The organism is Tenacibaculum sp. M1.3A, assembly GCF_057732375.1.
Genome location: NZ_JBYJEF010000007.1, coordinates 27,378 through 50,886 on the forward strand (window position 1 = coordinate 27,378; position 23,509 = coordinate 50,886).

17 protein-coding genes are annotated in these 23,509 nt (G+C 31.8%); 8 read left to right on the forward strand and 9 right to left on the reverse strand.

Going from position 1 to position 23,509, the window contains the following annotated elements; all coding sequences use genetic code 11:
- Positions 1 to 77 precede the first annotated feature (77 nt).
- From AC28QF_RS10925 to AC28QF_RS10935, 3 genes are read left to right on the forward strand one after another with little or no spacing between them, the layout of a single operon-like run.
- Complete coding sequence (locus tag AC28QF_RS10925; RefSeq protein WP_488202011.1) at positions 78 to 461, forward strand: 6-phosphogluconate dehydrogenase; 384 nt, start codon at positions 78 to 80, stop codon at positions 459 to 461.
- Positions 454 to 1,002, forward strand: coding sequence for an acyl-CoA thioesterase (locus AC28QF_RS10930; RefSeq protein ID WP_488202010.1), 549 nt, complete (start codon positions 454 to 456; stop codon positions 1,000 to 1,002). The genes AC28QF_RS10925 and AC28QF_RS10930 overlap by 8 nt, the downstream gene beginning before the upstream one ends.
- Positions 1,003 to 1,005: 3 nt before the next feature.
- Entirely contained in the window at positions 1,006 to 1,698 is a 693-nt protein-coding gene (locus tag AC28QF_RS10935) for a cyclase family protein (protein WP_488202009.1), read from the forward strand.
- A 56-nt stretch (positions 1,699 to 1,754) separates the two neighbouring features.
- On the opposite strand, the gene AC28QF_RS10940 is transcribed toward AC28QF_RS10935, so the two are convergent.
- The 6 genes from AC28QF_RS10940 to rpmH form a co-directional block, all read right to left on the reverse strand.
- Complete coding sequence (locus tag AC28QF_RS10940) at positions 1,755 to 3,077, reverse strand: TolC family protein (RefSeq protein ID WP_488202008.1); 1,323 nt, start codon at positions 3,075 to 3,077, stop codon at positions 1,755 to 1,757.
- A gap of 15 nt (positions 3,078 to 3,092) precedes the next feature.
- Positions 3,093 to 6,251, reverse strand: coding sequence for an efflux RND transporter permease subunit (locus tag AC28QF_RS10945; protein ID WP_488202007.1), 3,159 nt, complete (start codon positions 6,249 to 6,251; stop codon positions 3,093 to 3,095).
- Between the two features lie 3 nt (positions 6,252 to 6,254).
- A complete protein-coding gene (locus AC28QF_RS10950) occupies positions 6,255 to 7,385 on the reverse strand; it encodes an efflux RND transporter periplasmic adaptor subunit (protein ID WP_488202006.1) in 1,131 nt (376 codons plus the stop codon).
- Between the two features lie 11 nt (positions 7,386 to 7,396).
- Entirely contained in the window at positions 7,397 to 7,852 is a 456-nt protein-coding gene (locus AC28QF_RS10955) for a MarR family winged helix-turn-helix transcriptional regulator (protein ID WP_488202005.1), read from the reverse strand.
- A 135-nt stretch (positions 7,853 to 7,987) separates the two neighbouring features.
- The gene (carB, locus tag AC28QF_RS10960) at positions 7,988 to 10,840 is read right to left on the reverse strand and encodes a carbamoyl-phosphate synthase large subunit (RefSeq protein WP_488202004.1); all 2,853 of its coding nucleotides are present in this window, start codon (positions 10,838 to 10,840) and stop codon (positions 7,988 to 7,990) included.
- 104 nt (positions 10,841 to 10,944) lie between these two features.
- On the reverse strand, positions 10,945 to 11,106 hold the full coding sequence (gene rpmH / locus AC28QF_RS10965) for a 50S ribosomal protein L34 (RefSeq protein ID WP_058884776.1): 162 nt from the start codon (positions 11,104 to 11,106) through the stop codon (positions 10,945 to 10,947).
- 229 nt (positions 11,107 to 11,335) lie between these two features.
- Between rpmH and pyrG the strand changes: the two genes are divergently transcribed.
- The 3 genes from pyrG to AC28QF_RS10980 all read left to right on the forward strand — a co-directional run bounded on the left by pyrG (position 11,336) and on the right by AC28QF_RS10980 (position 17,742).
- Complete coding sequence (gene pyrG, locus AC28QF_RS10970) at positions 11,336 to 12,949, forward strand: CTP synthase (RefSeq protein WP_488202003.1); 1,614 nt, start codon at positions 11,336 to 11,338, stop codon at positions 12,947 to 12,949.
- 189 nt (positions 12,950 to 13,138) lie between these two features.
- Positions 13,139 to 15,010, forward strand: a complete 1,872-nt coding sequence (gene yidC, locus AC28QF_RS10975; RefSeq protein WP_488202002.1) for a membrane protein insertase YidC — start codon at positions 13,139 to 13,141, stop codon at positions 15,008 to 15,010.
- A 269-nt stretch (positions 15,011 to 15,279) separates the two neighbouring features.
- The gene (locus AC28QF_RS10980) at positions 15,280 to 17,742 is read left to right on the forward strand and encodes a TonB-dependent receptor (RefSeq protein ID WP_488202001.1); all 2,463 of its coding nucleotides are present in this window, start codon (positions 15,280 to 15,282) and stop codon (positions 17,740 to 17,742) included.
- Positions 17,743 to 18,399: 657 nt separating this feature from the next.
- Here AC28QF_RS10980 and AC28QF_RS10985 read toward each other — a convergent pair.
- The gene (locus tag AC28QF_RS10985) at positions 18,400 to 18,573 is read right to left on the reverse strand and encodes a hypothetical protein (RefSeq protein ID WP_218772764.1); all 174 of its coding nucleotides are present in this window, start codon (positions 18,571 to 18,573) and stop codon (positions 18,400 to 18,402) included.
- A gap of 146 nt (positions 18,574 to 18,719) precedes the next feature.
- On the opposite strand from AC28QF_RS10985, the gene fumC reads away from it, so the two are divergent.
- The gene (fumC, locus tag AC28QF_RS10990) at positions 18,720 to 20,120 is read left to right on the forward strand and encodes a class II fumarate hydratase (RefSeq protein ID WP_488202000.1); all 1,401 of its coding nucleotides are present in this window, start codon (positions 18,720 to 18,722) and stop codon (positions 20,118 to 20,120) included.
- Positions 20,121 to 20,193: 73 nt separating this feature from the next.
- On the opposite strand, the gene AC28QF_RS10995 is transcribed toward fumC, so the two are convergent.
- On the reverse strand, positions 20,194 to 21,693 hold the full coding sequence (locus AC28QF_RS10995) for a hypothetical protein (protein ID WP_488201999.1): 1,500 nt from the start codon (positions 21,691 to 21,693) through the stop codon (positions 20,194 to 20,196).
- 216 nt (positions 21,694 to 21,909) lie between these two features.
- Here AC28QF_RS10995 and AC28QF_RS11000 point away from each other — a divergent pair, with 216 nt between their 5' ends.
- A complete protein-coding gene (locus AC28QF_RS11000; RefSeq protein ID WP_488201998.1) occupies positions 21,910 to 22,383 on the forward strand; it encodes a nucleoside deaminase in 474 nt (157 codons plus the stop codon).
- A gap of 175 nt (positions 22,384 to 22,558) precedes the next feature.
- On the opposite strand, the gene lgt is transcribed toward AC28QF_RS11000, so the two are convergent.
- The gene (gene lgt / locus AC28QF_RS11005) at positions 22,559 to 23,386 is read right to left on the reverse strand and encodes a prolipoprotein diacylglyceryl transferase (RefSeq protein WP_488201997.1); all 828 of its coding nucleotides are present in this window, start codon (positions 23,384 to 23,386) and stop codon (positions 22,559 to 22,561) included.
- Positions 23,387 to 23,509: the final 123 nt, after the last annotated feature.

Sequence of the window (23,509 nt, forward strand, 5' to 3'; positions counted from 1 at the left end):
TTCCTTTCATTTTTTAAGTCTAAAATTTAACATTACTTTTGTTCTAAATAAACCCTAAAGGTTTTAACTCCTAAACAATGAAAAAGATTTTAGCTTTAATTATTGGTGCTATTTTATTAATTGCTAGTTTGTATTATGCTTTTATATATTATGTACCTTATAGTGAGGGTGTTCGTTCTGGCGAACTAATAAAAATTAGTAATAAAGGAATGTTTATTAAAACATGGGAAGGAGAAATTAGCCAAGGTATTTCTGGCGCGCAAATTTTTTCTTTTTCTGTTGAAGATCAAGCAGAAACGGTAATTGCCGATTTGCAAAAATTTCAAGGTCGCTATGTAAAAGTTACTTACAAAGAACGCTACGATTCTTATTTTTGGCTAGGCGATACAAAATATTTTATAACCAAAGTAGAAGAAGAAGTTTCGCCACATTTTAGAGGATTAAAACCAGCAAATGAATAACAAAAAACATAAATACGTAAAAGAAACTTATATTACAATTTCTGAGTTAATGCTGCCTTCACATGCTAATTTTAGTGGTAAAATTCATGGAGGATACATTTTGTCTTTATTAGATCAAATAGCCTTTGCTTGTGCTTCTAAACATTCTGGTGAATATTGTGTTACTGCTTCGGTAGACACTGTAGATTTTTTAAGCCCGATTGAAGTTGGCGAATTAGTTACCATGAAAGCTTCTATAAACTATACCGGTAGAACCTCTATGGTAGTTGGTATTCGTGTAGATGCAGAAAACATTAGAACAGGGAAAAAGAAACATTGCAATTCTTCTTATTTTACAATGGTAGCTAAAGATAATGAAGGAAAAAGCATGGAAGTTCCTGGTTTAATTGTAAGAAATGACATTGAGATTCGTAGATTTTTAAAAGCGATAAAACGTATTGAAATGAAGAACAAACGTCAAGATGAATTTGACAGCAAAGACTTTGTTCCTAATAATTACATTAACTATTTAGAAAACTATAATGTAAAAATTGAATTATAGTTTATGCCTGAAATTATAGATTTAAGTCAAGAAATTTTTGAAGGAATGCCAGTTTACAAAAGCCTTCCTCAAGTAAAAATGTCTGTTCATAATACACATGAAGAGTGGGATAATATTAAAACCCCAACAACCAAAACTCCCGCTGTTTACAAGTTAGAAATGGGCGAACATACCGGCACTCATGTAGATGCTTTAAATCATATGGCCGCAGAATATAAAGACGAATCTATAGACACAATGCCTCTTTCTATGTTTTATACGGAAGGAATTTGTTTAGATTTTTCACATAAAAAACTACAAGAGTTAATCACCACTAAAGATGTTAAATCTGCCTTACTAAAAAGCAATAAAATTATAAATAAAGGAGATACAGTTTTATTATATACCGATCATTATCGCAAACATTTTAATACTGATAACTGGGACAAAGGACCTGGAATTACAGCCGAATGTGCTCGTTGGTTAGGAGAACAAAAAATAGCCGCTTTTGGTGTTGAAACCATGTCGCCAGGCATTCCAAAAATTTCTAATAAAGAAGTACATCATATTTGTGGAGAATTAAAATTTACGCATTATGAGAATATGATTAATTTATATAAATTGATCAACAGAGGTCGATTTCGCTTTATAGGTCTTCCTTTAAAAATAAGAGGCGGCACAGGCTCTCCCGTTAGAGCTGTTGCTGTTTTTGATTAAAAAATCCGAAGTTAGCTAACTTCGGATTTTTTTCTATTTATGTTAAAATTCTATTTCTAGAAATTCTTATTATCTAATAAAGTTCCTGCTAATTGTAGCAATTGCAATTCAGCATTTTTCGCAGTGTACTTTGCATTACTTACACTTAACTCTGCATTAATTAAATTTACTTGCGCCTGACGAAAATCGATTGAAGTAACTTGCCCTAATTTATAACGCTCATCTGTTCTATCAAAATTAAGCTTATTCGTAATTACATTCTTTTCTTGAACCTGTAATGAAAACAAAGAATTTTGATAGGTTTCCCAAGCATTATTTACATTTCTTTCTAACAACTCTTCTTGTTGCTTCTTTTGAATTTCTTGTGTCTCTAAAGCTATTTTAGCGTTTTTTACATTTGTTTTTGTACGTCCACCATCAAAAAGATTCCAAGACAAGTTTAAACCTGCATTTAATCCTTTTCTGGTGTTAGAAATCGGACTAAAAGCATTCGTAGCATCGTTATTACTTTTATTCCAAGCATACGAGCTTGTTAAGCCTACATTCGGCATCCAACCAGCTTTATTAATCTTAATATCTAATTGTCGGAGTTCAATATTTTTTTTTGATTCTAGTAAAGTGGCATTATTGGCTTTTGCCTTTGCTAATACATCCATTAAATTTAAATCAATCGCATAAGTAACATCTGTACTTACATCAATAGAAGTATTTACACTTCTACCTAATACAACGTTTAAATCTCTTTTTGCATTGGCTAATTCTCTTTTTACACCTAAATACGTAATACTATCATTATTTACATCAACCTCAGCATTTAAAACATCTAACTTTGTATTTTGTCCGTAATCAAAACTATAGGCTGCCCTTTTTAATCGGTTTTTAGATATACTTAACGTTTCTTTTTGTGCTGTTTCGTTTTCAGTTAATCTTCCTACCTCATAGTATGCTAAAAATAGTGTAGTTAATGTATTTTCAATTACTTGTCGGGCTTGTAATTCGGTTAAATTATGAGATTCTTTTAAGCGTTTAAACGTGTTTTGTCTGTTAAAACCATTAAAAATAGTATAATTTAATCCTACAGATGCGTTGTATGCCTTAGATTCTGCTCCTGTAACTGAATTTACAGTACCATCCTGAAACTCATTATCTGTATCATTACTACTATAGGTAGCTCCTGCATTTCCAACTACTGTTGGTAAGTAACCGCTATTATAAATACTCTTATTATTTTTAGCTGTTGCTAAGTTGTTTTTAGTAACACGTATATCGTAGTTATTCTCTAGCGTAACTTCTACCGCTTTTTCTTTCGTTAGTATTTCTTGTCCGTAAAAAGAAACATTCACAAACAGAAGTCCAATAATTAAATAGATTGTTTTCATCTTTATTTTCTTTTACTATGCTTCCTCAGCATTTTCAGATTCTAATTCTTTAATAGCTCTTTCTACCGATTCTCTTTTTGGTTTTTCTCCTTCCCACAACCACTTTGTATATACTTTAGAATAATTAGCGATTGATAATAAAACAGGTAAAGTTAACAGGGTTAAAAAAGTGGCAATCATAATTCCGTATGCAATAGAAATTGCCATCGGAATTAAAAATTGTGCTTGACGGCTTGTTTCTAAAATTAATGGAGCCAAACCTGCAACTGTAGTAATTGTTGTTAAGAAAATAGCTCTAAATCTAGATTTTCCTGCAGCGAATATTGCTTCATCAAAACTCATTCCTTCTTTTAAATAGCTATTAAATTTACTAATCAATACCAAGCCATCATTTACCATAATACCTACTAAAGCAATAATTCCTAGAAGTGATAAAATATTTACAGCAAAACCATGAAACCAATGTCCCCATGCAACACCAATTAAACTAAATGGCACCATAATTAACAACATAAAGGGTTGTCCGTACGATCTAAATGTAAATACGATTACAATATAAATTAACAATAAAATTACAGGACCAACCAATGCTGCTGAACTCGAAACTTTTGCTGCTTCTCTATTCTGCCCTTCATACAAAGCTGTTACCGATGGATATTTCGCTTTAATTTCAGGCATTATTCTGGCCTTAATATCATCTAAAACATCTGTTGCACTTCCTTGAGCATCTTTCATATCAGCATCTACTTTTATTTCACGCTGTCCTTCTATGTGATTTATAGATATTTCTCCTCGTTCAATTTTATAAGTCGCTATTTCAGATAACGGAACTCTACTACCTGTAGGCGTAGCAATTCGCATATCATCTAAATTTTTAATCGACGAGCGTTCATTTTTATCATAACGAACCCAAACTTTTATTTCGTCTTGTCCTCGCTGAAAACGTTGTGCTTGTCTACCAAAAAAACCACTTCTTATTTGCGACATTACCTCGTTTAAATTCAAGCCTAATAAATACGCATTGTCTTTTAACTGTATATTAATTTCTTTGATTCCCTGCGGATCATTATCAGTTACATCTTTTAAATTTTGATTTTTATTTAATTCTGATTTTAATTCGGTTTTAGCCGCTTTTAACTCAGCAATGTTGTTACTTAATAATGACACTGAAACCGGACTTCCACCAAAATTACCTCCCGAACCAAAAGTTAACGACTCTACACCGTAAATCTCTCCAACTCTTTTACGTATTTCGTTGGTAATTTCTCTAGAACCAAAAGTTCTTGTTTCGCCTGGTAATAAATTTATTCTTAAGGATGCTTTTGCTGATCCTGGTCCTATTTGTTTTAAAATATTTTCAACAACTGGCTCATCAGTAATTGCATATTTCTCTGTAAATTCTTTTTCAACTTCCCAAGTTTTTGCTTCAATTACAGAAATAATACTATCTGTAATTTTTTCGTTAGTTCCTTGCGGCATGGTTAAATTTACCGATACTCGATCACTCGCTATCGATGGAAAAAAAGTTCCTTTTATAATTCCTCCCTGAAATGCTCCGATGGTAATTACAAATAAAGCAACCGGAATAACCAATCCGAAGAACTTATTATCTAAAACAAATCGCAATGCAGGTGCGTATAATTTATCACGCATAAAATCCATAAAATCTTCTGCATATTTATTAAAAGCATACAATTTCTGATTTCTATCTAATGCTTTTGAATGCGCAACGTGTGCTGGCAAAATAATTAAAGCTTCTACTAATGAAAGGATTAAGGTAAGTGCAACTACGGTAGCAACTTCTCCAAAAAACTCTCCTATATTTCCTTCTAAGAAAAAGAATACCGAAAAGGCTAAGACTGTAGTAGTAATTGCCGATATAATTGGCGGAACAACTTCCATCGTACCATCAATGGCAGCTCTAATAGGGTTTTTCCCCATTTCATAATGATGGTAAATATTTTCAGCAATTACAATTCCGTCATCTACCAAAATACCAATAACGATAATCATCCCAAATAATGATAATACGTTAATGGTAATATTAAAGTATCCTGCCAACATAAACATTCCGAAAAATGCAACTGGTAATCCGGCAGCTACCCAAAATGCCAATCTAGGACGTAAAAACAACGATAAAAACAACATTACCAGCAACATTCCTTGCCATGCATTTTTAAACAATAACTCGGTACGTTGATTTAATGTGATTGATGAATCTCTTGTAATTTCAATCTTTATATTGTCGTGTTCTTTATTAAATTTCGCTATATATTCATTTATTTTTTTAGCTGAAGTTAATAAATCTTCATTATTGGTATTACTTACCTGAATTCTTACCGCTAAGTTCCCATTGTAAAAATTTCTATTCGGTGTTTCATTCCAAATATCTTTTACGGTTGCAACATCTTTTAATCTGATTATTGTTCCGGAAGCATCTGCTTTTACAACCAAATTATCTAGCTCATCACCATAATAAGAGCGATTTTTTGCTCGAATTAAATACTCTTCTGCAACTGTTTTTACAGAACCTCCAGAGGTTAATATATTTGCCGTAGAAACTGCTCTTGCAACATCATCAAATGTTAAGTCGTATGCTCTTAAATCATTTTCTTTAACAGCTATTTCAATTTCTTCTGCAGGATACCCTGAAACAGAAATCTGTGAAATTCCGTCTATTCTACGGATATCATTTTCTATATCTCTTGCGATATTTTTTAATGATTTTAAAGGAATTTTATCTCCTGTAACCACAAAACTAATCGTTTCAGCAATGTTTTCTATTTTAGCAACCACCGCAGGTTCCATTCCTGATGGAAAGTTAGGTACTTTATCTACCGCATTTTTAACATCAGCTAAAACTACATTAATATCATAACCTTTTAATATTTCTACTGAAATACTCGCTGAGTTTTCTGATGATGTAGATGTTACTCGATCTACACCTACCAATCCTTTTAAATTATCTTCAATTTTTAAAACTACTCCTTCTTCCATCTCTTGCGGAGAAGCTCCTGGATATGCTACATTTATATTGATAAATTTAGCATCCGTTAGCGGAAAAAATGACGATTTTAAAGAAGAAAAACCAAAGGTTCCTAATACAACAAAGGCAATAATAATTATATTTACCGCCACTGGATATTTTATAAAATATGCAATTACTTTTTTCATATCTTATTTTTTTGCAGCGTTAGTTGTTTCTGGAAATATCTTAACAGGCATACCTACATAAGCACCTGCAACCGGCTTATTAATTAATTGAGCACCATTTTGCAATCCTTTTATAACCACCGTATTTTCATTAAAATGTACCGGATTAATATTTATTAAATCTAATACGTTGTTCTTTACAACATACACCGATTTGTTTTCAACCAATAGCTTTCTATTTATTTCTATAGCTTCGGTCATTGTTTTTACAGGTACGTTTGCTTCTAAATACATACCTTCTCTTAAACCTTTTCCTTTTATCTCGATAAAAACTTGAACTGTTTGAGTAGCTTGATCTAGTTTTCCGTTAATTCGAGCAACTTTACCTGACCACATTTTATTTTTTTCTAAATTTTGAAGTGCAACCGTTTTACCAACTTTTAAAATATCAGCAAAGCTTCCGTTTACAGATAAAGCCAATTCAAAAACTGAAGTATCTATAAATTCACCCATTTTCTGACCAACTCTTACTAAAGTTCCGTTTGTTACCAAAGCTTCAGTAATTACACCACTAAAAGGAGCTCTAAGATTGTATTTTCCTAACCTCGACTCTAAATTTTTAACATTATAATACGTTGCATATATATTCTTACCAGTTACGAAATACTTCTCTTTGTCTGAATTCGCCTCAGGAAGTGGTTGTACAGTTTTATTGATATCATAATTTTTTAAATAGGTATTCCATTTTTCAAAAGAACCTGGATAATCCAATCGTAAATCTGGCATAATAGAAGCTATTAAGTTTTGTAAAGAGCTTCTTTGAGACTGAATTGAAGCATAAAACTCTTGGCTATTGATATGTAATAATGTTTGTCCTTTACTATATGATACACCAGCTTTAAAAGGTTTTGATGTAGGTTTTAAAACACCTTGTACCTCTGAATAAATAGCTACTTTATTCTTAGCTTGTAAATTACCGTTTGCAATAATATTTATAGCCACATCACCATTTATAACTTCTTTTACAAAAACAGTTTTTTCTACTTTTGTAACTTTCTGTACAGGAAGTTCCTTACTATCTTTTAAAATATTGGAGATTATAAATGACAATCCGAGTACTACAACTCCGGCTCCTACAACAATTAGTTTTCTCATGGTTTATTTGTTTAGTTGTTACTACAACTTTTAGCTGATTTTATATTTAAGTTTTCTTGTATTTTTTTAATCACATTAATCGTTTGTGCGATTTCTTCTTCTGATATATTTTCTTGTAATGAGGTTACAAATTGCTCCATTAACGGCAATGTTTCTTTAAATAAAACTTCTCCTTTTTTTGTGATATGTATATTGTTAATACGCCTATCTAATTTCGATGGAATTCTAGCTACTAAACCTTTTTTTTCCATTGTATTTACCAGTCTCGCTAGAGACGTCTTATCTCTACCTGTTAAAAAGGCTAATTCCCGTTGTGGTACTCCATTTTTTTCCTGCAATTTTTTTAAGAAAATCCATTGAATTTTTGTCAATGAAATGTTATGCTCACAAAACAAGTCGTGAACATGATTTTCTATCATTTTGGTAGTTTTTCCCAACCATGGGGCTAATGTATTTTCAATACTCATATATTACCTTCAATATCAAAGACAAAATTAACTGAAAGCGTTATTTTAGTTGCATATACAACTAGTTAATTTTTTGTTAAAAAAAATGCCTGTCAAATAATTATTGACAGGCATTTTAAATATATATTATGGTGCTTATTTTGTTAAATACATTTTACGTCTTGAGTATAAATCGTAAAACTGATCATCTTTTAAATCATCAATAAACAAAATACTTTCTCCCGTCGATTTCATTTCTGGTCCCAATTGCTTGTTTACATTCGGAAACTTATTAAATGAAAATACAGGTTGCTTTATCGCATAACCTTCTAACTGCGGATTAAAAGTAAAATCTGTTACCTTTTTCTCTCCTAACATTACCTTGGTTGCATAATTTACATAAGGTTCTTTATATGCCTTTGCAATAAAAGGAACTGTACGAGATGCTCTTGGATTTGCTTCAATTATATAAACAATATCGTTTTTAATTGCAAACTGAACGTTTATTAAACCAACTGTTTTAAGCTCTAAAGCAATTGTTTTTGTGTGATCTTTTATTTGTTGTAATACTAAATCACCTAAGTTAAACACAGGCAAAGTTGCATTAGAATCTCCAGAGTGTACTCCACAAGGCTCAATATGTTCCATTATTCCGATAATTTGCACGTTTTCACCATCACAAATTGCATCTGCTTCTGCTTCAATTGCTCCATCTAAATAATGATCTAATAATAATTTATTACCAGGCATTCTTCTTAACAAATCAACAACATGCTCTATTAACTCTTCTTTGTTGATAACAATTTTCATTCCTTGTCCTCCTAAAACATAAGAAGGTCTTACTAATATCGGAAAATCTAATTTATCAGCTAAAGCTAAAGCCTCATCTGCAGTTTCTGCGATTCCGAATTCTGGATACGGAATATTATTATTTTTTAATAAGTCAGAAAAACTACCTCTATCTTCTGCCAAATCTAAAGCTTCGAAAGAAGTTCCTAGTATTTTAACACCATATTTAGTTAATTTCTCCGCTAACTTTAAAGCAGTTTGCCCTCCTAACTGAACAATAACTCCTTCTGGTTTTTCATGTTTAATTATATCATAAATATGTTCCCAAAAAACAGGCTCAAAATATAATTTATCAGCAGTATCAAAATCTGTAGAAACCGTTTCAGGATTACAGTTAATCATAATAGTTTCGTAACCACATTCTGCAGCTGCTAAAATACCATGAACACAACAGTAATCGAATTCAATTCCTTGCCCAATACGGTTTGGTCCTGAACCTAAAACTATAATTTTTTTCTTAGGAGTAACTTCACTTTCATTTGCAATTGTAGTAACACCTTCTTTAGTTACAATATCACTTTCAAAAGTTGAATAATAATAAGGAGTTTTTGCTTTAAATTCAGCAGCACAAGTATCAACTAACTTGTAAACTCTATTGATATTTAATTCCTCTCTTTTACTATATACTTCACTTTCTAAACAACCTAACATATGAGCAATCTGACGATCTCCATATCCTTTTTGTTTTGCTTCAAGTAATAAATCTCTATCAAGATTTGCTACTGTATTCTTAGAAATTTCTTTTTCTATTTCGTGTAATTCTTCATATTGCTTTAAGAACCACATATCAATTTGAGTAATTTCGTGGATTTTACTCAACGGAATTCCCATTTTAATGGCATCATAAATAATAAAAACACGATCCCAAGAAGCGTATGTTAACTTATCAATAATTTCTTCGTAATTTTTATTTTCTTTTCCATCAGCACCTAAACCATTACGTTTAATCTCTAATGACTGAGTTGCCTTGTGCAATGCTTCTTGAAACGAACGCCCAATCCCCATTACTTCACCTACAGATTTCATTTGTAACCCTAAAGTTCGGTCTGAACCTTCGAATTTATCAAAATTCCAACGTGGGATTTTTACGATTACATAATCTAAAGTTGGCTCAAATAAAGCAGAAGTAGATTTTGTAATTTGATTATCTAACTCATCTAAATGATATCCTAATGCTAATTTAGCGGCAATTTTTGCAATCGGGTAACCAGTTGCTTTACTCGCTAAAGCGGATGAACGCGATACACGTGGATTGATTTCAATAGCAATAATGTCTTCTTTTTCATCAGGAGAAATCGCAAACTGCACATTACACCCACCGGCAAAATCACCAATATTACGCATCATATGAATTGCCATATCACGCATTTTTTGAAAAGTTTTATCAGAAAGCGTCATTGCTGGAGCTACCGTAATAGAATCTCCTGTATGAATTCCGATCGGATCCATATTTTCAATAGAACATATGATAACTACATTATCATTGGCATCTCTTAACAACTCTAACTCATATTCTTTCCAACCGATAAGTGCTTTATCAATCATTACCTCATGAATAGGAGAAACTTCTAATCCGCGAGTTAACAAAGCATCAAAATCTTCTTCTTTATATACAAAAGACGCTCCTTCACCACCTAAAGTAAAAGATGCTCTAATAATTAAAGGAAATCCGAACTCTTGTGCAATCTCTTTTCCTTTTAAGAAAGATGTCGCTGTAGCTTGCGGCGCCATTGGAATACCAATATCTAACATCAAGTTTCTAAACTTCTCACGATCTTCGGTAATATTAATAGCATCAATATTAACACCAATAATCTTTACATCAAAATCTTCCCAAATTCCTTTTTCATCAGCTTCAATACATAAATTCAACGCTGTTTGCCCCCCCATTGTAGGTAAAACGGCATCAATTTGTGGATGCTCTTTTAAAATTTGTATTATCGACTTTGTGTTTAAAGGCAAAAGGTATACATGATCGGCCATTGTTGGGTCGGTCATGATTGTTGCAGGATTCGAATTGATTAAAACAGTTTCAATTCCGTCTTCACGTAAAGAACGCAAAGCTTGTGTTCCAGAATAATCAAACTCACAGGCTTGTCCAATAACAATTGGTCCCGATCCGATTATTAAAATAGATTTAAGGTTTTGATTTTTAGGCATTTTGTTTGTTGTGTTGTGTTGTTGACAAAAATAAAAAATGTTTATATACAAAAAAGGTGTTACTAAAAAATAGTAACACCTAATATATCAATGACTCTTAATCATTATTTCTTTGGTCTTGGAGCTGAAGATACACTTAAGTTCTTTCTTCCTTTAGCTCTTCTTCTTGCTAGCACTTTACGTCCGTTAGCAGATGCCATTCTTTCTCTGAAACCGTGTTTGTTTCTTCTTTTTCTTTTCGATGGTTGGTAAGTTCTTTTCGGCATTATTTATATTTTTAAAAATGGTCTTTAATTGTACGTTGCTTTTATGAAATTCCGTCTGCTAAAAGCGTGGGCAAATATACAACAGTTTTTTTGTTTAACAAATACTAGTTTTACTTTTTTCTAATATTTTTTCACTTGACAAAAATAGGTGATTATTATATATCTTTTATCACTTTTTTATTTGTTCGAATAGCTAGACTTCTTATTTTTGCCCAAACCTAACAACACCATGAACAACACTAAATACGTTTTTGTAACAGGAGGCGTAACTTCATCACTAGGAAAAGGAATTATTGCCGCATCTTTAGCTAAATTATTACAGCAAAGAGGTTTCTCTGTAACCATCCAAAAATTAGACCCATATATTAATATCGACCCAGGAACATTAAACCCGTATGAACACGGTGAATGTTATGTTACTGATGATGGTGCTGAAACAGATTTAGATCTTGGGCACTACGAGCGTTTTTTAAACATACCAACCTCTCAAGCGAACAATGTTACTACAGGTAGAATATATCAATCTGTAATAAATAAGGAGCGTAAAGGAGAATTTCTAGGAAAAACAGTTCAGATAATTCCGCATATTACGGATGAAATTAAGCACCGAGTCCAAATTTTAGGAAATACTGGTGATTATGATATTGTGATTACTGAAATTGGCGGAACCGTTGGTGATATTGAATCGCTTCCTTATATAGAAGCTGTTCGTCAATTACAATGGGAATTAGGAAATGATAATGTTATTGTGGTTCATTTAACACTAGTACCTTATTTAGCTGCAGCTGGTGAATTAAAAACGAAACCTACACAGCATTCTGTAAAAACATTAATGCAAAGTGGTATTAGTCCTGATATTTTAGTGTGTCGTTCTGAACACGAGATAAACGATACCATTAAACGTAAGCTTGCTTTATTTTGCAATGTAAAACAACAAGATGTTATACAATCTTTAGATGCTGAAACTATTTATGATGTACCTAACTTAATGTTTAAAGAAGGTTTAGATTATGTAGTTTTAGATAAATTAAACTTATCTACCCGTAAACAACCTAAATTAAAAGCATGGAATCAGTTTTTAGAGCGTCATAAAAACCCTACTTCTACTATTGAAATTGGTTTGGTAGGTAAATATGTTGAATTGCACGATTCTTATAAATCGATTACTGAATCTTTTATTCATGCAGGTGCAACTAACAAAACAAAAGTAAATGTACGTTGGATTCATTCTGAAGAATTGACTCCTGAAAATGCTTCTTCAAAATTAGCCGGATTAAATGGTGTTTTAGTAGCACCAGGTTTTGGAGATCGAGGAACTGAAGGTAAAATAGCAGCTGTACAATATGTTCGTGAAAATAATATTCCTTTTTTAGGAATTTGTTTAGGAATGCAAATGGCTGTTATCGAATACTCTCGTAATGTTTTAGGTTTAAAAGATGCAGAATCTACAGAAATGAATAAAGATACTGTACATCCTGTTATTAACTTAATGGAAACTCAAAAAGATGTTACCCAAAAAGGAGGTACCATGCGTTTAGGAGCTTGGGATTGTGAAATCATCGAAGATTCTAAAGTATTTAAAGCCTATAAATCTACATTAATTAGTGAGCGTCACCGCCATAGATTTGAATATAACAACGATTATAAGGAACAATTAGAAAATGCAGGAATGAAAGCCACAGGAATCAACCCTAAAACAGGCTTGGTTGAAATAGTTGAAATCCCTACACATCCTTGGTTTGTTGGTGTACAATATCACCCTGAATATAAAAGTACAGTACTAAATCCACATCCACTATTTGTGAGTTTTATAAAAGCAGCTTTTCAACAATCAAAAAAATAAATTTAAAATCCTGTAATTTTTAGTTACAGGATTTTTTTTTATCAAAACGGAATACTATTTGAACTATTAATCTTATCAAAATTAATCACAGTAAAACCTTATAAAATATATAAGGTTTCGCTACATTTGTCGGGTTTTTCAATAATGAGAAAAACAAAAAATGACAAGTTGACATTATAATTCATATCAATGGAACAAAAAAAATTTGATTTAAATTCCTTTATAGGAATGCTTTTATTAGGAGGAATATTACTATGGTGGATGAACAATCGTGAGCCAGAAGTAACCCCTGAAACAACGAAAACAGAACAAGTTTCTGAAGCAGCAACTACTCAAAACAATTTAGCAGAAACAGCTGTCTTAAATGACTCGCTGCAGCAAATTGCTTTAAAAAACAAATTAGGTGCTTTTGCATACGGAGCTTCAACTAGTAAAAACGGAAGTACTACTATAGAGAATGACCTTGTTAAATTAACTATTGATAATAAAGGTGGACAAATTATTGAAGCTTTAATTAAAAACTTCAAAACATACGATTCGCTTCCTTTATATTTAGTAAAAGATAAAAATGCATCTTTTAATATTAATTTCGGAACAACAGATAACCGTATTTTAAACACAAAAGATTTATTATTTACGCCTACTTTAACTAAAAATGGAGACACTCAAATACTTTCTATGAAACTGAAAGTATCTGAAACTAAATTTTTAGAATATCGTTACGAAATTAAAAAAGACGATTACCGCGTAGCTTTTGCTGTTCGTTCTCAAGGATTAAATTCGGTAATAAACAGCTCTCAAGCAATTAATTTAGATTGGAGTTTAAAAGGTTTTAGACATGAAAAAAGTTTAAAAACCGAAAACATGTACTCTTATTACTACTATAAAGCAGATGATGAAGTTGATTATTTACAAATGAACGATGATGAAACTGTTAGCGATATAAATTGGGTTGCTTACAAACAACATTTCTTTTCTTCGATTTTATCTTCGGATACACCTTTTAACGAAGCTAGTTTAAAATCTGTAGATTTTGAAGGCGAAGAAAAAGATAGTGTTTATACAAAATCATATGGTTTGAAAACACCTTTAGCATTAACTAACGGAGAGTTAAATTATAATATGCAATGGTTTTACGGACCAACGGATTATAACTTATTAAAATCTTATGAAGGTACTAATTTAGATGAGATTTCAGATTTAGGTTGGGGTCTTTTTGGTTTTTTAAACCGTACTGTATTTTACCCTGTATTTAACCTCTTAAAAGGATTTATTGGTAACTTCGGATTGATTATTATATTAATGACAATTGTTGTTCGTATTATCATGTCTCCGGTACTTTACAAATCGTATTTATCGAGTGCTAAAATGAAAGTGATTCGTCCTGAAATGGAAGAAATCAATAAAAAATTTCCTGGTAAAGAAAATGCCATGAAGCGTCAGCAAGAAACAATGGCAGTGCAACGAAAAGCTGGTGTAAACATGATGTCGGGTTGTATTCCTGCATTATTACAAATGCCTGTATTCTTTGCTTTATTTAAGTTTTTCCCTACCAATATAGAGTTCAGACAAAAAAGCTTCTTATGGGCAAATGATTTATCATCTTACGATATGGTATATCAATTACCTTTTAACATTCCTTTTTATGGAGATCACGTAAGTCTATTTCCAATATTAGCTTCTATTGCTATTTTCTTTTACATGAGAATGAACCAAAGTCAGCAAGCAAATATGCAAGCTCCTACGCAAGAAGGAATGCCTGATATGCAGAAAATGATGAAGTATATGATTTACTTCTCTCCTATTATGATGTTGTTTTTCTTTAACAACTACGCAAGTGGTTTAAGTTTATACTACTTTATATCTAACTTATTAACTATCATTATTATGTTAATTATTAAAAATTACGTAATCGATGAAGATAAGATTCATGCGAAGATTGAAGAAAACAAAAAGAAGCCTGAAAAAGCTAAAAGTAAGTTCCGTGAGCGTTTAGACAACGCTATGAAGCAAGCACAAGAACAACAAGCTGCTCAGCAAAAAGGAAAGAAAAAAAAATAAGCAAGTAAAACGCTTAGAAATAAAAAACCGAAACTTAAAAGTTTCGGTTTTTTTTATGCTTACGGTTTATTAAAATAATTAGGTTGAATAATCATAAATAACGTTTGTAACGTTAATCAACTATAATTTTATTTTAGTTAAAATTAATTCACTTTTTCTCAAAACAAATCTACCCTCATTTTTAATTTTATTTAACAATCCTTTAACTAAGCAAGATTAAACCTTTAAGGAACTTCGCGGTCTTATCTCTTTACACAATAAACTACTCAATGAAAAAAATAACATTTCTTTTTGCATTATTTATCGCTGTTTCTGCGTTTGCACAAAAACCCACTCGTAAAAAAGTTTCTAACGTTACATTAACAGGTAAAGTTATAGAAGCCAGTTCTAAACAACCTTTAGAGTATGCCACTTTAGTACTAACTCATCTTCAAAATAAACAAGTTTCTGGAGGAATTACAGATGTAAACGGAAATTTTTCTATTACAGTTCCTTCTGGGGAATATGCTTTAAAAGTAGAGTTTATAGGTTTTAAAACTAAAAACCTTCAACAAAGACAAATAACAGAAAACATCAACTTAGGTACAATTACGCTTTCTGAAGATGCTGAAACGTTGGATGAAGTAGAAATTATCGCCGAGAAATCGACCGTAGAAATTCGTTTAGATAAAAAAATATACAATGTAGGTAAAGATATGACTGTAAAAGGTGGTTCTGCCTCTGATGTATTAGACAATGTACCATCTGTAAACGTAGATGCACAAGGTGCTGTTAGTTTACGTGGTAGTGAAAACGTACGTATTTTAATTGACGGAAAACCATCCGCTCTTGTTGGCTTAACAGGTACAGATGCCTTAAGAAATCTTCCTGCTGATGCTATTGAAAAAGTAGAAGTAATTACCTCACCATCTGCACGTTATGATGCAGAAGGAACTGCAGGTATTTTAAATATTATTTTAAGAAAAGGAAAAATAACAGGTTTTAACGGTTCTGTAAACGTTACTGCTGGTAATCCTGATATGTTAAGAGTAGCACCAAACTTAAATTACCGAACAAAAAAGATTAACTTATTTTCTAATCTTGGTTATTCGTACAGAAAAGGTCCTGGTAATTCACAAACCGAGTTTTCATATTTAACAAACGGAGTTTTAGACAGCACACAAACAGAGGATAGAACTTTTGATAGAAAAAACAAAAACTTCAATGCCTCAATTGGTTTAGAATACTACATTAACGATAACAGTTCTATTACAGGTAATTTTGTGTACCGAAAGTCTAATGGAAATGACATTGCAACCAACTTAACAGACAGGTTTTTATTTAACGATCCTAATCAGGTTTTACTTGAAGAAATTAGGGTCGAAAACGAAGTTGAAGATGGAGTAGATAAGCAATACTCTATAAATTACACGAACAAGTTAAATGATAATGGTGAAAAACTAACAATTGATTTACAATACGGAGACAGTAATGAAACCGAAAATTCACCTATTAGTGTAAACGGAATTCCTTCTGAAGATAATTCACAAATCACTAGCTCTAAAGAAAAGTTAGTTCAGGTAGATTATGTATTACCAATCGGAGAAAACAGTCAGTTTGAAGCTGGACACAAAGCTACTTATCAAGATTTAAAATCTGACTTTAGAGTAAATATTTTAGATCCTAATATAAATTTCAACCCTTCTAATGATTTAACTTTTAAGCAAAACGTATATGCTTTTTACACTCAGTATGGAAGTAAAATAGACAAGTTTTCATACCTATTAGGTTTACGTGCTGAAATTACAGACATCGATATCGATTTACAATCAGATACTCAAAAAACAAATTCAGACAAAAATTATACAGAATGGTTTCCTACCGTAAACCTTGGTTACGAATTAAACGACAACGAAAATGTTACTTTAGGATATAGCAGACGTTTAAGAAGACCACGCCACTGGTTTTTAAATCCGTTTGAAAGCCGTAGTTCTGCTACAAGTGTATTTAGAGGTAATCCTGATTTAAATCCAACTTACACAAGTTCTTTCGACTTAGGTTATAACACAAAAATTAGAAAATTCAATTTAGGAGCTTCTATATATTATCAGCTTTCTACCGATATAATCGAGAGAGTTTCAATAATTGAAGAAAGAAACGGAACCAATGTATTTGTTAGTCAGCCTTTAAATTTAAATAGCGAAGATCGTTACGGATTTGAATTTACAAGTAATTACAATCCAACAAAAAAAGTACGCTTATCTGCTAGTTTTAACTACTTTAAGTTTAATACAGATGCTTTTTCATACACTTACACAGCGCAAGACAATTCGCAAGTTACTACCAACCTAGCCGAAGTAAATCAAGACAGTTGGTTTGCTCGTTTTAATGCACGTATAACATTACCAGCTAAGATAGATTGGCAAACACGTATTATGTATCATGGCCCGCAAACAAATGCGCAAAGTGATAGAGAAGGTATGTTTATGGCAAACCTAGCATTTAGTAAAGACATCTTTAAAGACAAAGCGTCGGTTGTTTTAAATTTAAGCGATTTATTTAATTCACGTAAAAGAGAAAGTACCACGTATTATGGTGGTAGAGAAAATCCATCAACAGTTTCTAACGGAGAATTTCAATGGAGAGAACGTCAAATATCATTAAGCTTTACGTATCGTTTTAATCAAAAGAAAAAAAGAGAAAAACCTGAAGGTAGAGGTCAAGAAAATGGTGGCGGAGATTTTAACGGCTAAAATTTGGGCGTTCTAGCGGGCTTTCATTACTCGCTTTTTAGTTAGTATGTTCTAAAAACACACAAACCAAAAGAGCTCAAACAAACCATTCAATCCCTAACGCGATTATCTAATACATATCAAAAAGCTCGTTCTTATTGAACGGGCTTTTTTGTTTCCTGTATTTTAAATAAACACATACATAATGGATACGCATCATTGCGAGGAACGAAGTAATCTCTTCCGCATAAAAAGTACACATGGGTTAAAGATTGCAGTGGCATCATTTTTTAAAGCTTAATAAATATGCGTCATTGTGAGGAACGAAGCAATCTTTTCCATACAAAAAGCAAACATGCATTAAGGATTGAAATGGCATCCTTTTTTAAAACTTAATAAATATACGTCATTGCGAGGAACGAAGTAATCTCTTCAACATAAAAAGTACACATGCGTTAAGGATTGTAGAGGCATCCTTTTTTAAAGCTTAATAAAAAATCCGTCATTGCGAGGAACGAAGCAATCTCATCAAATTCTTAGACTGCCATAGTTAATTAAAAAGTAAACCTCGTTTTTGTAACTATAAAAAAGATATAACGAAAAGCCTGTTTAAACGCCCAGAAACAAAAAAAGCTCGTTCAAATACATGAACGAGCTTATTTTATATCAATTTAAAAACTACTTACCTTCAGCAGCTTTTTTTGCTTCTCTCTTTAACTTTATATTTTCCCAGATTGTTCCACCAATCCAATAAGGAACTACAAATGTTAATAAGAAAATTAACAACCAAAATCCGGTTGTAAAAATAAACATGAATAATACCAATCCTGAAAATTCTGAAAAATCTAACATTTGTTTCCTATTAATAATTGTTGTGCGACAAAATTATAACTATTTTTCTTTGAAAGCAATAAAATCTGATAAAAATCACCTACTAAAACTATTAGAATTTGTAATTTTGACTATCGTTAATTTATATTCTTTTAAATCATTTTAAAATGACAAAGTACAGAATCGAAAAAGACACAATGGGAAACGTTGAAGTTCCTGCTGATAAATATTGGGGAGCACAAACAGAACGCTCTCGTAACAACTTTAAAATAGGTGCTGCTGGCTCTATGCCATTAGAAATAGTATATGGTTTTGCATACCTTAAAAAAGCTGCTGCCTATACAAATGCTGAATTAGGTGTTTTAACTGATGAAAAAAGAGATTTAATTGCACAAGTTTGTGACGAAATCTTAACAGGTAAACACGACAATCAATTTCCGTTAGTCATCTGGCAAACAGGTTCTGGTACACAATCTAACATGAACTGTAACGAGGTAATCGCTAACAGAGCACATGAAATTGCAGGAAATGTAATTGGCGAAGGTGAAAAAACCATACAGCCAAATGATGATGTAAACAAATCGCAATCATCAAACGACACCTTTCCTACAGGTATGCACATTGCTGCTTACAAGAAAATTGTAGAAGTAACCATTCCTGGTGTAGAACAATTACGCGATACTTTACAAGCAAAATCAGAAGCTTTTAAAGATGTTGTAAAAATAGGGCGCACACATTTAATGGATGCTACTCCCCTAACCTTAGGACAAGAGTTCTCTGGTTATGTGGCACAATTAAACTTTGGTTTAAAAGCGTTAAAAAACTCTTTAGAGCATTTATCGCAATTGGCTTTAGGAGGAACTGCAGTAGGAACAGGTTTAAACACACCTGCTGGTTACGATGTATTAGTGGCTAAATATATTGCTGAATTTACTGGCTTACCTTTTATTACTGCTGAAAATAAATTTGAAGCTTTAGCTGCGCATGATGCTTTTGTTGAAACACACGGATCTTTAAAGCAATTAGCGGTTTCTATTAATAAAATAGCAAACGATATTCGTATGATGGCTTCTGGGCCACGTTCTGGAATTGGTGAATTAATTATTCCTGCAAACGAACCAGGTTCTTCTATTATGCCAGGAAAAGTAAATCCTACGCAAGCAGAAGCAATCACAATGGTTTGTGCACAAGTTATGGGTAACGATGTTGCTGTAACTGTTGGTGGTACACAAGGACATTACGAATTAAATGTATTTAAACCAATGATGGCAGCTAACGTATTACAGTCTGCTCAGTTAATTGGGGATGCTTGTGTATCTTTCGATGTAAATTGTGCTGCTGGTATTGAACCAAATCACGATAGAATTACAGAATTGGTAAACAATTCTTTAATGCTTGTTACTGCTTTAAATACTAAAATAGGATATTATAAAGCTGCAGAAATTGCAAACACAGCACACGCAAATGGTACAACTTTAAAAATTGAAGCAGTACGTTTAGGTTATGTAACACCTGAAGAATATGATGAATGGGTAAAACCTGAAAACATGACTGGTGGATTAAAATAAAAACTTACCTATTATAACCATAAAAAAACCGAAACTTAACAGTTTCGGTTTTTTTATGGTTGATTTTTTAAATTTAATTCAGCCTATTCTTTATAAATTCTTGTACTTCTTGCTTTGCTTTTAACATTTCTACTTCATCATGTGTTTTTCCTTCAGCTCTCTTTATATAAGCATCAAATGCGTGACTTATATAAATTGGCGATTTATTGTTAGTATAACTCACCGCATTATGGCAGCTAAAACAATTTGCTAAATTATCTACTTTAATGCTTTTAAGACTACTATTAAATGTTTGCGTAAAAGTTTCCATAGTTACATTTGCATTATTTAAAGAACCTCTTGCTGATGAACCTGGAGTTGCATTACCTATTGAGCCTCCTAAATCGACTAACAATTGTGCTTGAGCATTTGTACTCAAACCATCTGTATCCACCCAAATAGAGCCGTTATAGAAATAATTACCCCAAACGTCTTTTAAGCTCTTTTTAACACATGTGTTTATATTTTTAATGTTTTCAAAATTAATAGGTTCTTGTTGGCAAGTTTTCATAAAGTTTCCTTCACTATCTCTTGGTACACCGTATTTAAATAAATCGTATGCTTTATACAATTTTGATGGTTGTTGTGTAATTGTATCCCAATAAATACCTCCAATACCTGTAGTATTACCTTTTGCAAATAACAACTTATCTGAAGAAGAACTTACTTCATTATTTTTTCTATTATAAAACGGAGCTAAATCATCTTGTTCAAAAGTTGCCCAAATAAATTCCGGGTGATTTTCTACCACTCCAACAACATGCATTCCTAACAAAGCAACTTCAGTATTAACAAAATTTCCTTTGCCGTCATCAACAGCTCCTACCGTAGTAAAATAATTAGCACGTTTATTTTCAGGAATTGCTGTTACTGCAGTCCATGATACCTTTAATTCTAACGAACCTACAGGAAAAGAAGCTAAGTTATCTTTCGCTAATAAACCATTTAAAATTGAGTCTTTAAATTTTTCTGCCGCTATTTTAAAAGTTGGTGAAATATGGATTGAATAAAATACTGTTTCCTCTTTATTATTTGCTGGATTATAAGCTGGATTAGTTCTTAAAATACCCGAAGAACCTGCTTGTGCTGTGTCTTCTAAAACTACCGATGCTCCTGTAATTGACTTTACACTTCCTAAATGAGAGTCTACCTGATGCATTTTTTTGGGATTTAAAAACAATGGTAATATTTCCCCTATATATAAAGGCACATCTTTTCCATCTACTTTTACCAAAAGTTTTTCTATTTGATATTCTGGCTTTGTTAACCATAAAAATTTTTGCCAAGACCATTGATGAAAAATAGCGTTGGTACTCGTATCTACATCAAACGGACTTCCTTTTCCTTCTTCTGGTGCAGGAGTTTGTGAATGCGGAAACCAATCGCTTTCACATAAGTTTTCTAATACAATTTTATTATAAGCAACAGCTGTTACTTTTTTTTCTGATTCTTGTTTTTTCTTATCACAAGAATTTAAAAACACTATACTTAGTAAGAGTAACGTTTTTAAAGTAAATTTAAATGATTTCTTCATGGTTTGATAGTTTTTAATAATCTCAAAACAAAGTTATCATCTTAAATAAAGCCATTTAAAAATAATGTCATGACAACCTATTCTAGAGTCATATAAAAGGAAATATTAATCATAAACGTTTATAACAATTATTATTCTTAATAATTTTTAATTTATTTAACGAACCAAACAAAAGAAAAACCTAATTTTGTAATCCTTTTTTTAAAAATAAAATAGATGAACAAACACGAAGAATATATGAGTGAAGCTGTAAAAGCAGCTTTAAAAGGAATGAGCAATAACGAGGGCGGGCCATTTGGTTGTATCGTTGTAAAAGACGGAGAAATTGTTGGTCGTGGTAATAATAAAGTTACTTCTACAAATGATCCTACTGCACATGCTGAAGTTACTGCTATTAGAGATGCATGTAAAAATTTAGGGTCTTTTCAATTAGATGGTTGTATCGTTTATACTTCTTGCGAACCTTGCCCTATGTGTTTAGGTGCAATTTATTGGGCAAGACCAGATAAAGTATACTACGGAAGTAACCAACAAGATGCAGCTAATATTGGATTTGATGACGAATTTATTTACAAAGAAATTCCGTTACCATATGAAGAGCGTAGCATTCCGTTTGAACAAGTAGGAAGAGAAATTGCCTTAGAGCCATTTGAAAAATGGAGTGAAAAGCAAGATAAAATAGAATACTAACAATTAAAAATAGATTCGTTAGTTTTTGATATAGTTTATTAAAATGAAATTATATTTTAGTTGCTACTTATTTATAATTAATCTATTAACTGTAAAAATAATTCAACCTAAAACATTAAATAACAAAAAAGCTCCAAGTTTTAACTTGGAGCTTTTTTGTCTTCTAAAATCTAACTTATTTCGTTTTTCTAAACATCAACCAAAAACCGATTAAAACAAGTGGTATACTTAATACTTGCCCAGTGTTTAATGAGTTAAATACCCAATCTTCTCTTCCGTCTACTTGTGCTTTCTTTAAAAACTCTATAAAGAAACGCAACGACCATAAAACCACCATAAACAACCCGAATAAAAACCCTGATTGGTTCTTCTTATCTGTTTTCCAATAGAAATGCCACAATGCAAAAAACAATGCTAAATAACTAAATGCTTCATATAATTGTGTTGGATGACACGGAACGGTTTCTCCAGCTCTTTTAAAAATAACTCCGAAACTGCTTCCTGTTGGCTTTCCATAAATTTCAGAATTAAAGAAATTACCTAAACGGATAAAAAATCCTGCTAAGGCAACCATAATACCTAATCTATCTAAAATAAACAACCAAGGTTTGTTTAAATGTTTTTTTGTATAAAAATATAAAGCTACTGGAATACCAATTGCTGCACCATGACTTGCAAAACCAGTAAATCCGGTAAATTTCCAAGAACCATCTGCCATTTCTTTCATTGGTAAAAATATTTCTAACAAATGATTTTGATAATAATCCCAGCTATAAAAGAAAACATCTCCTAATCGCATTCCTACTAGCATTGCTACAAACACATACATGAATAAAGGATCTAGTTTTTCAATAGGAATCTTATCATTTATATAAATTTTCTTCATCAAACGAAGTCCCAATACAAAGGCTGCGATAAACATTAAACTGTACCAACGAATACCTAGACTACCAATTTTTATAATTTCAGGATTTAAATCCCATACTATAGATAAAAAATTCATTTATTCTTATTATATGTCAGGTCGAGCGCAGTCGAGACCTATTTATTAATTCATTATTACTAAAACCTCTTGCAAACTACGTTTCTTTTTTCAACAAAAAATATTTTTATTAAAAATAATACT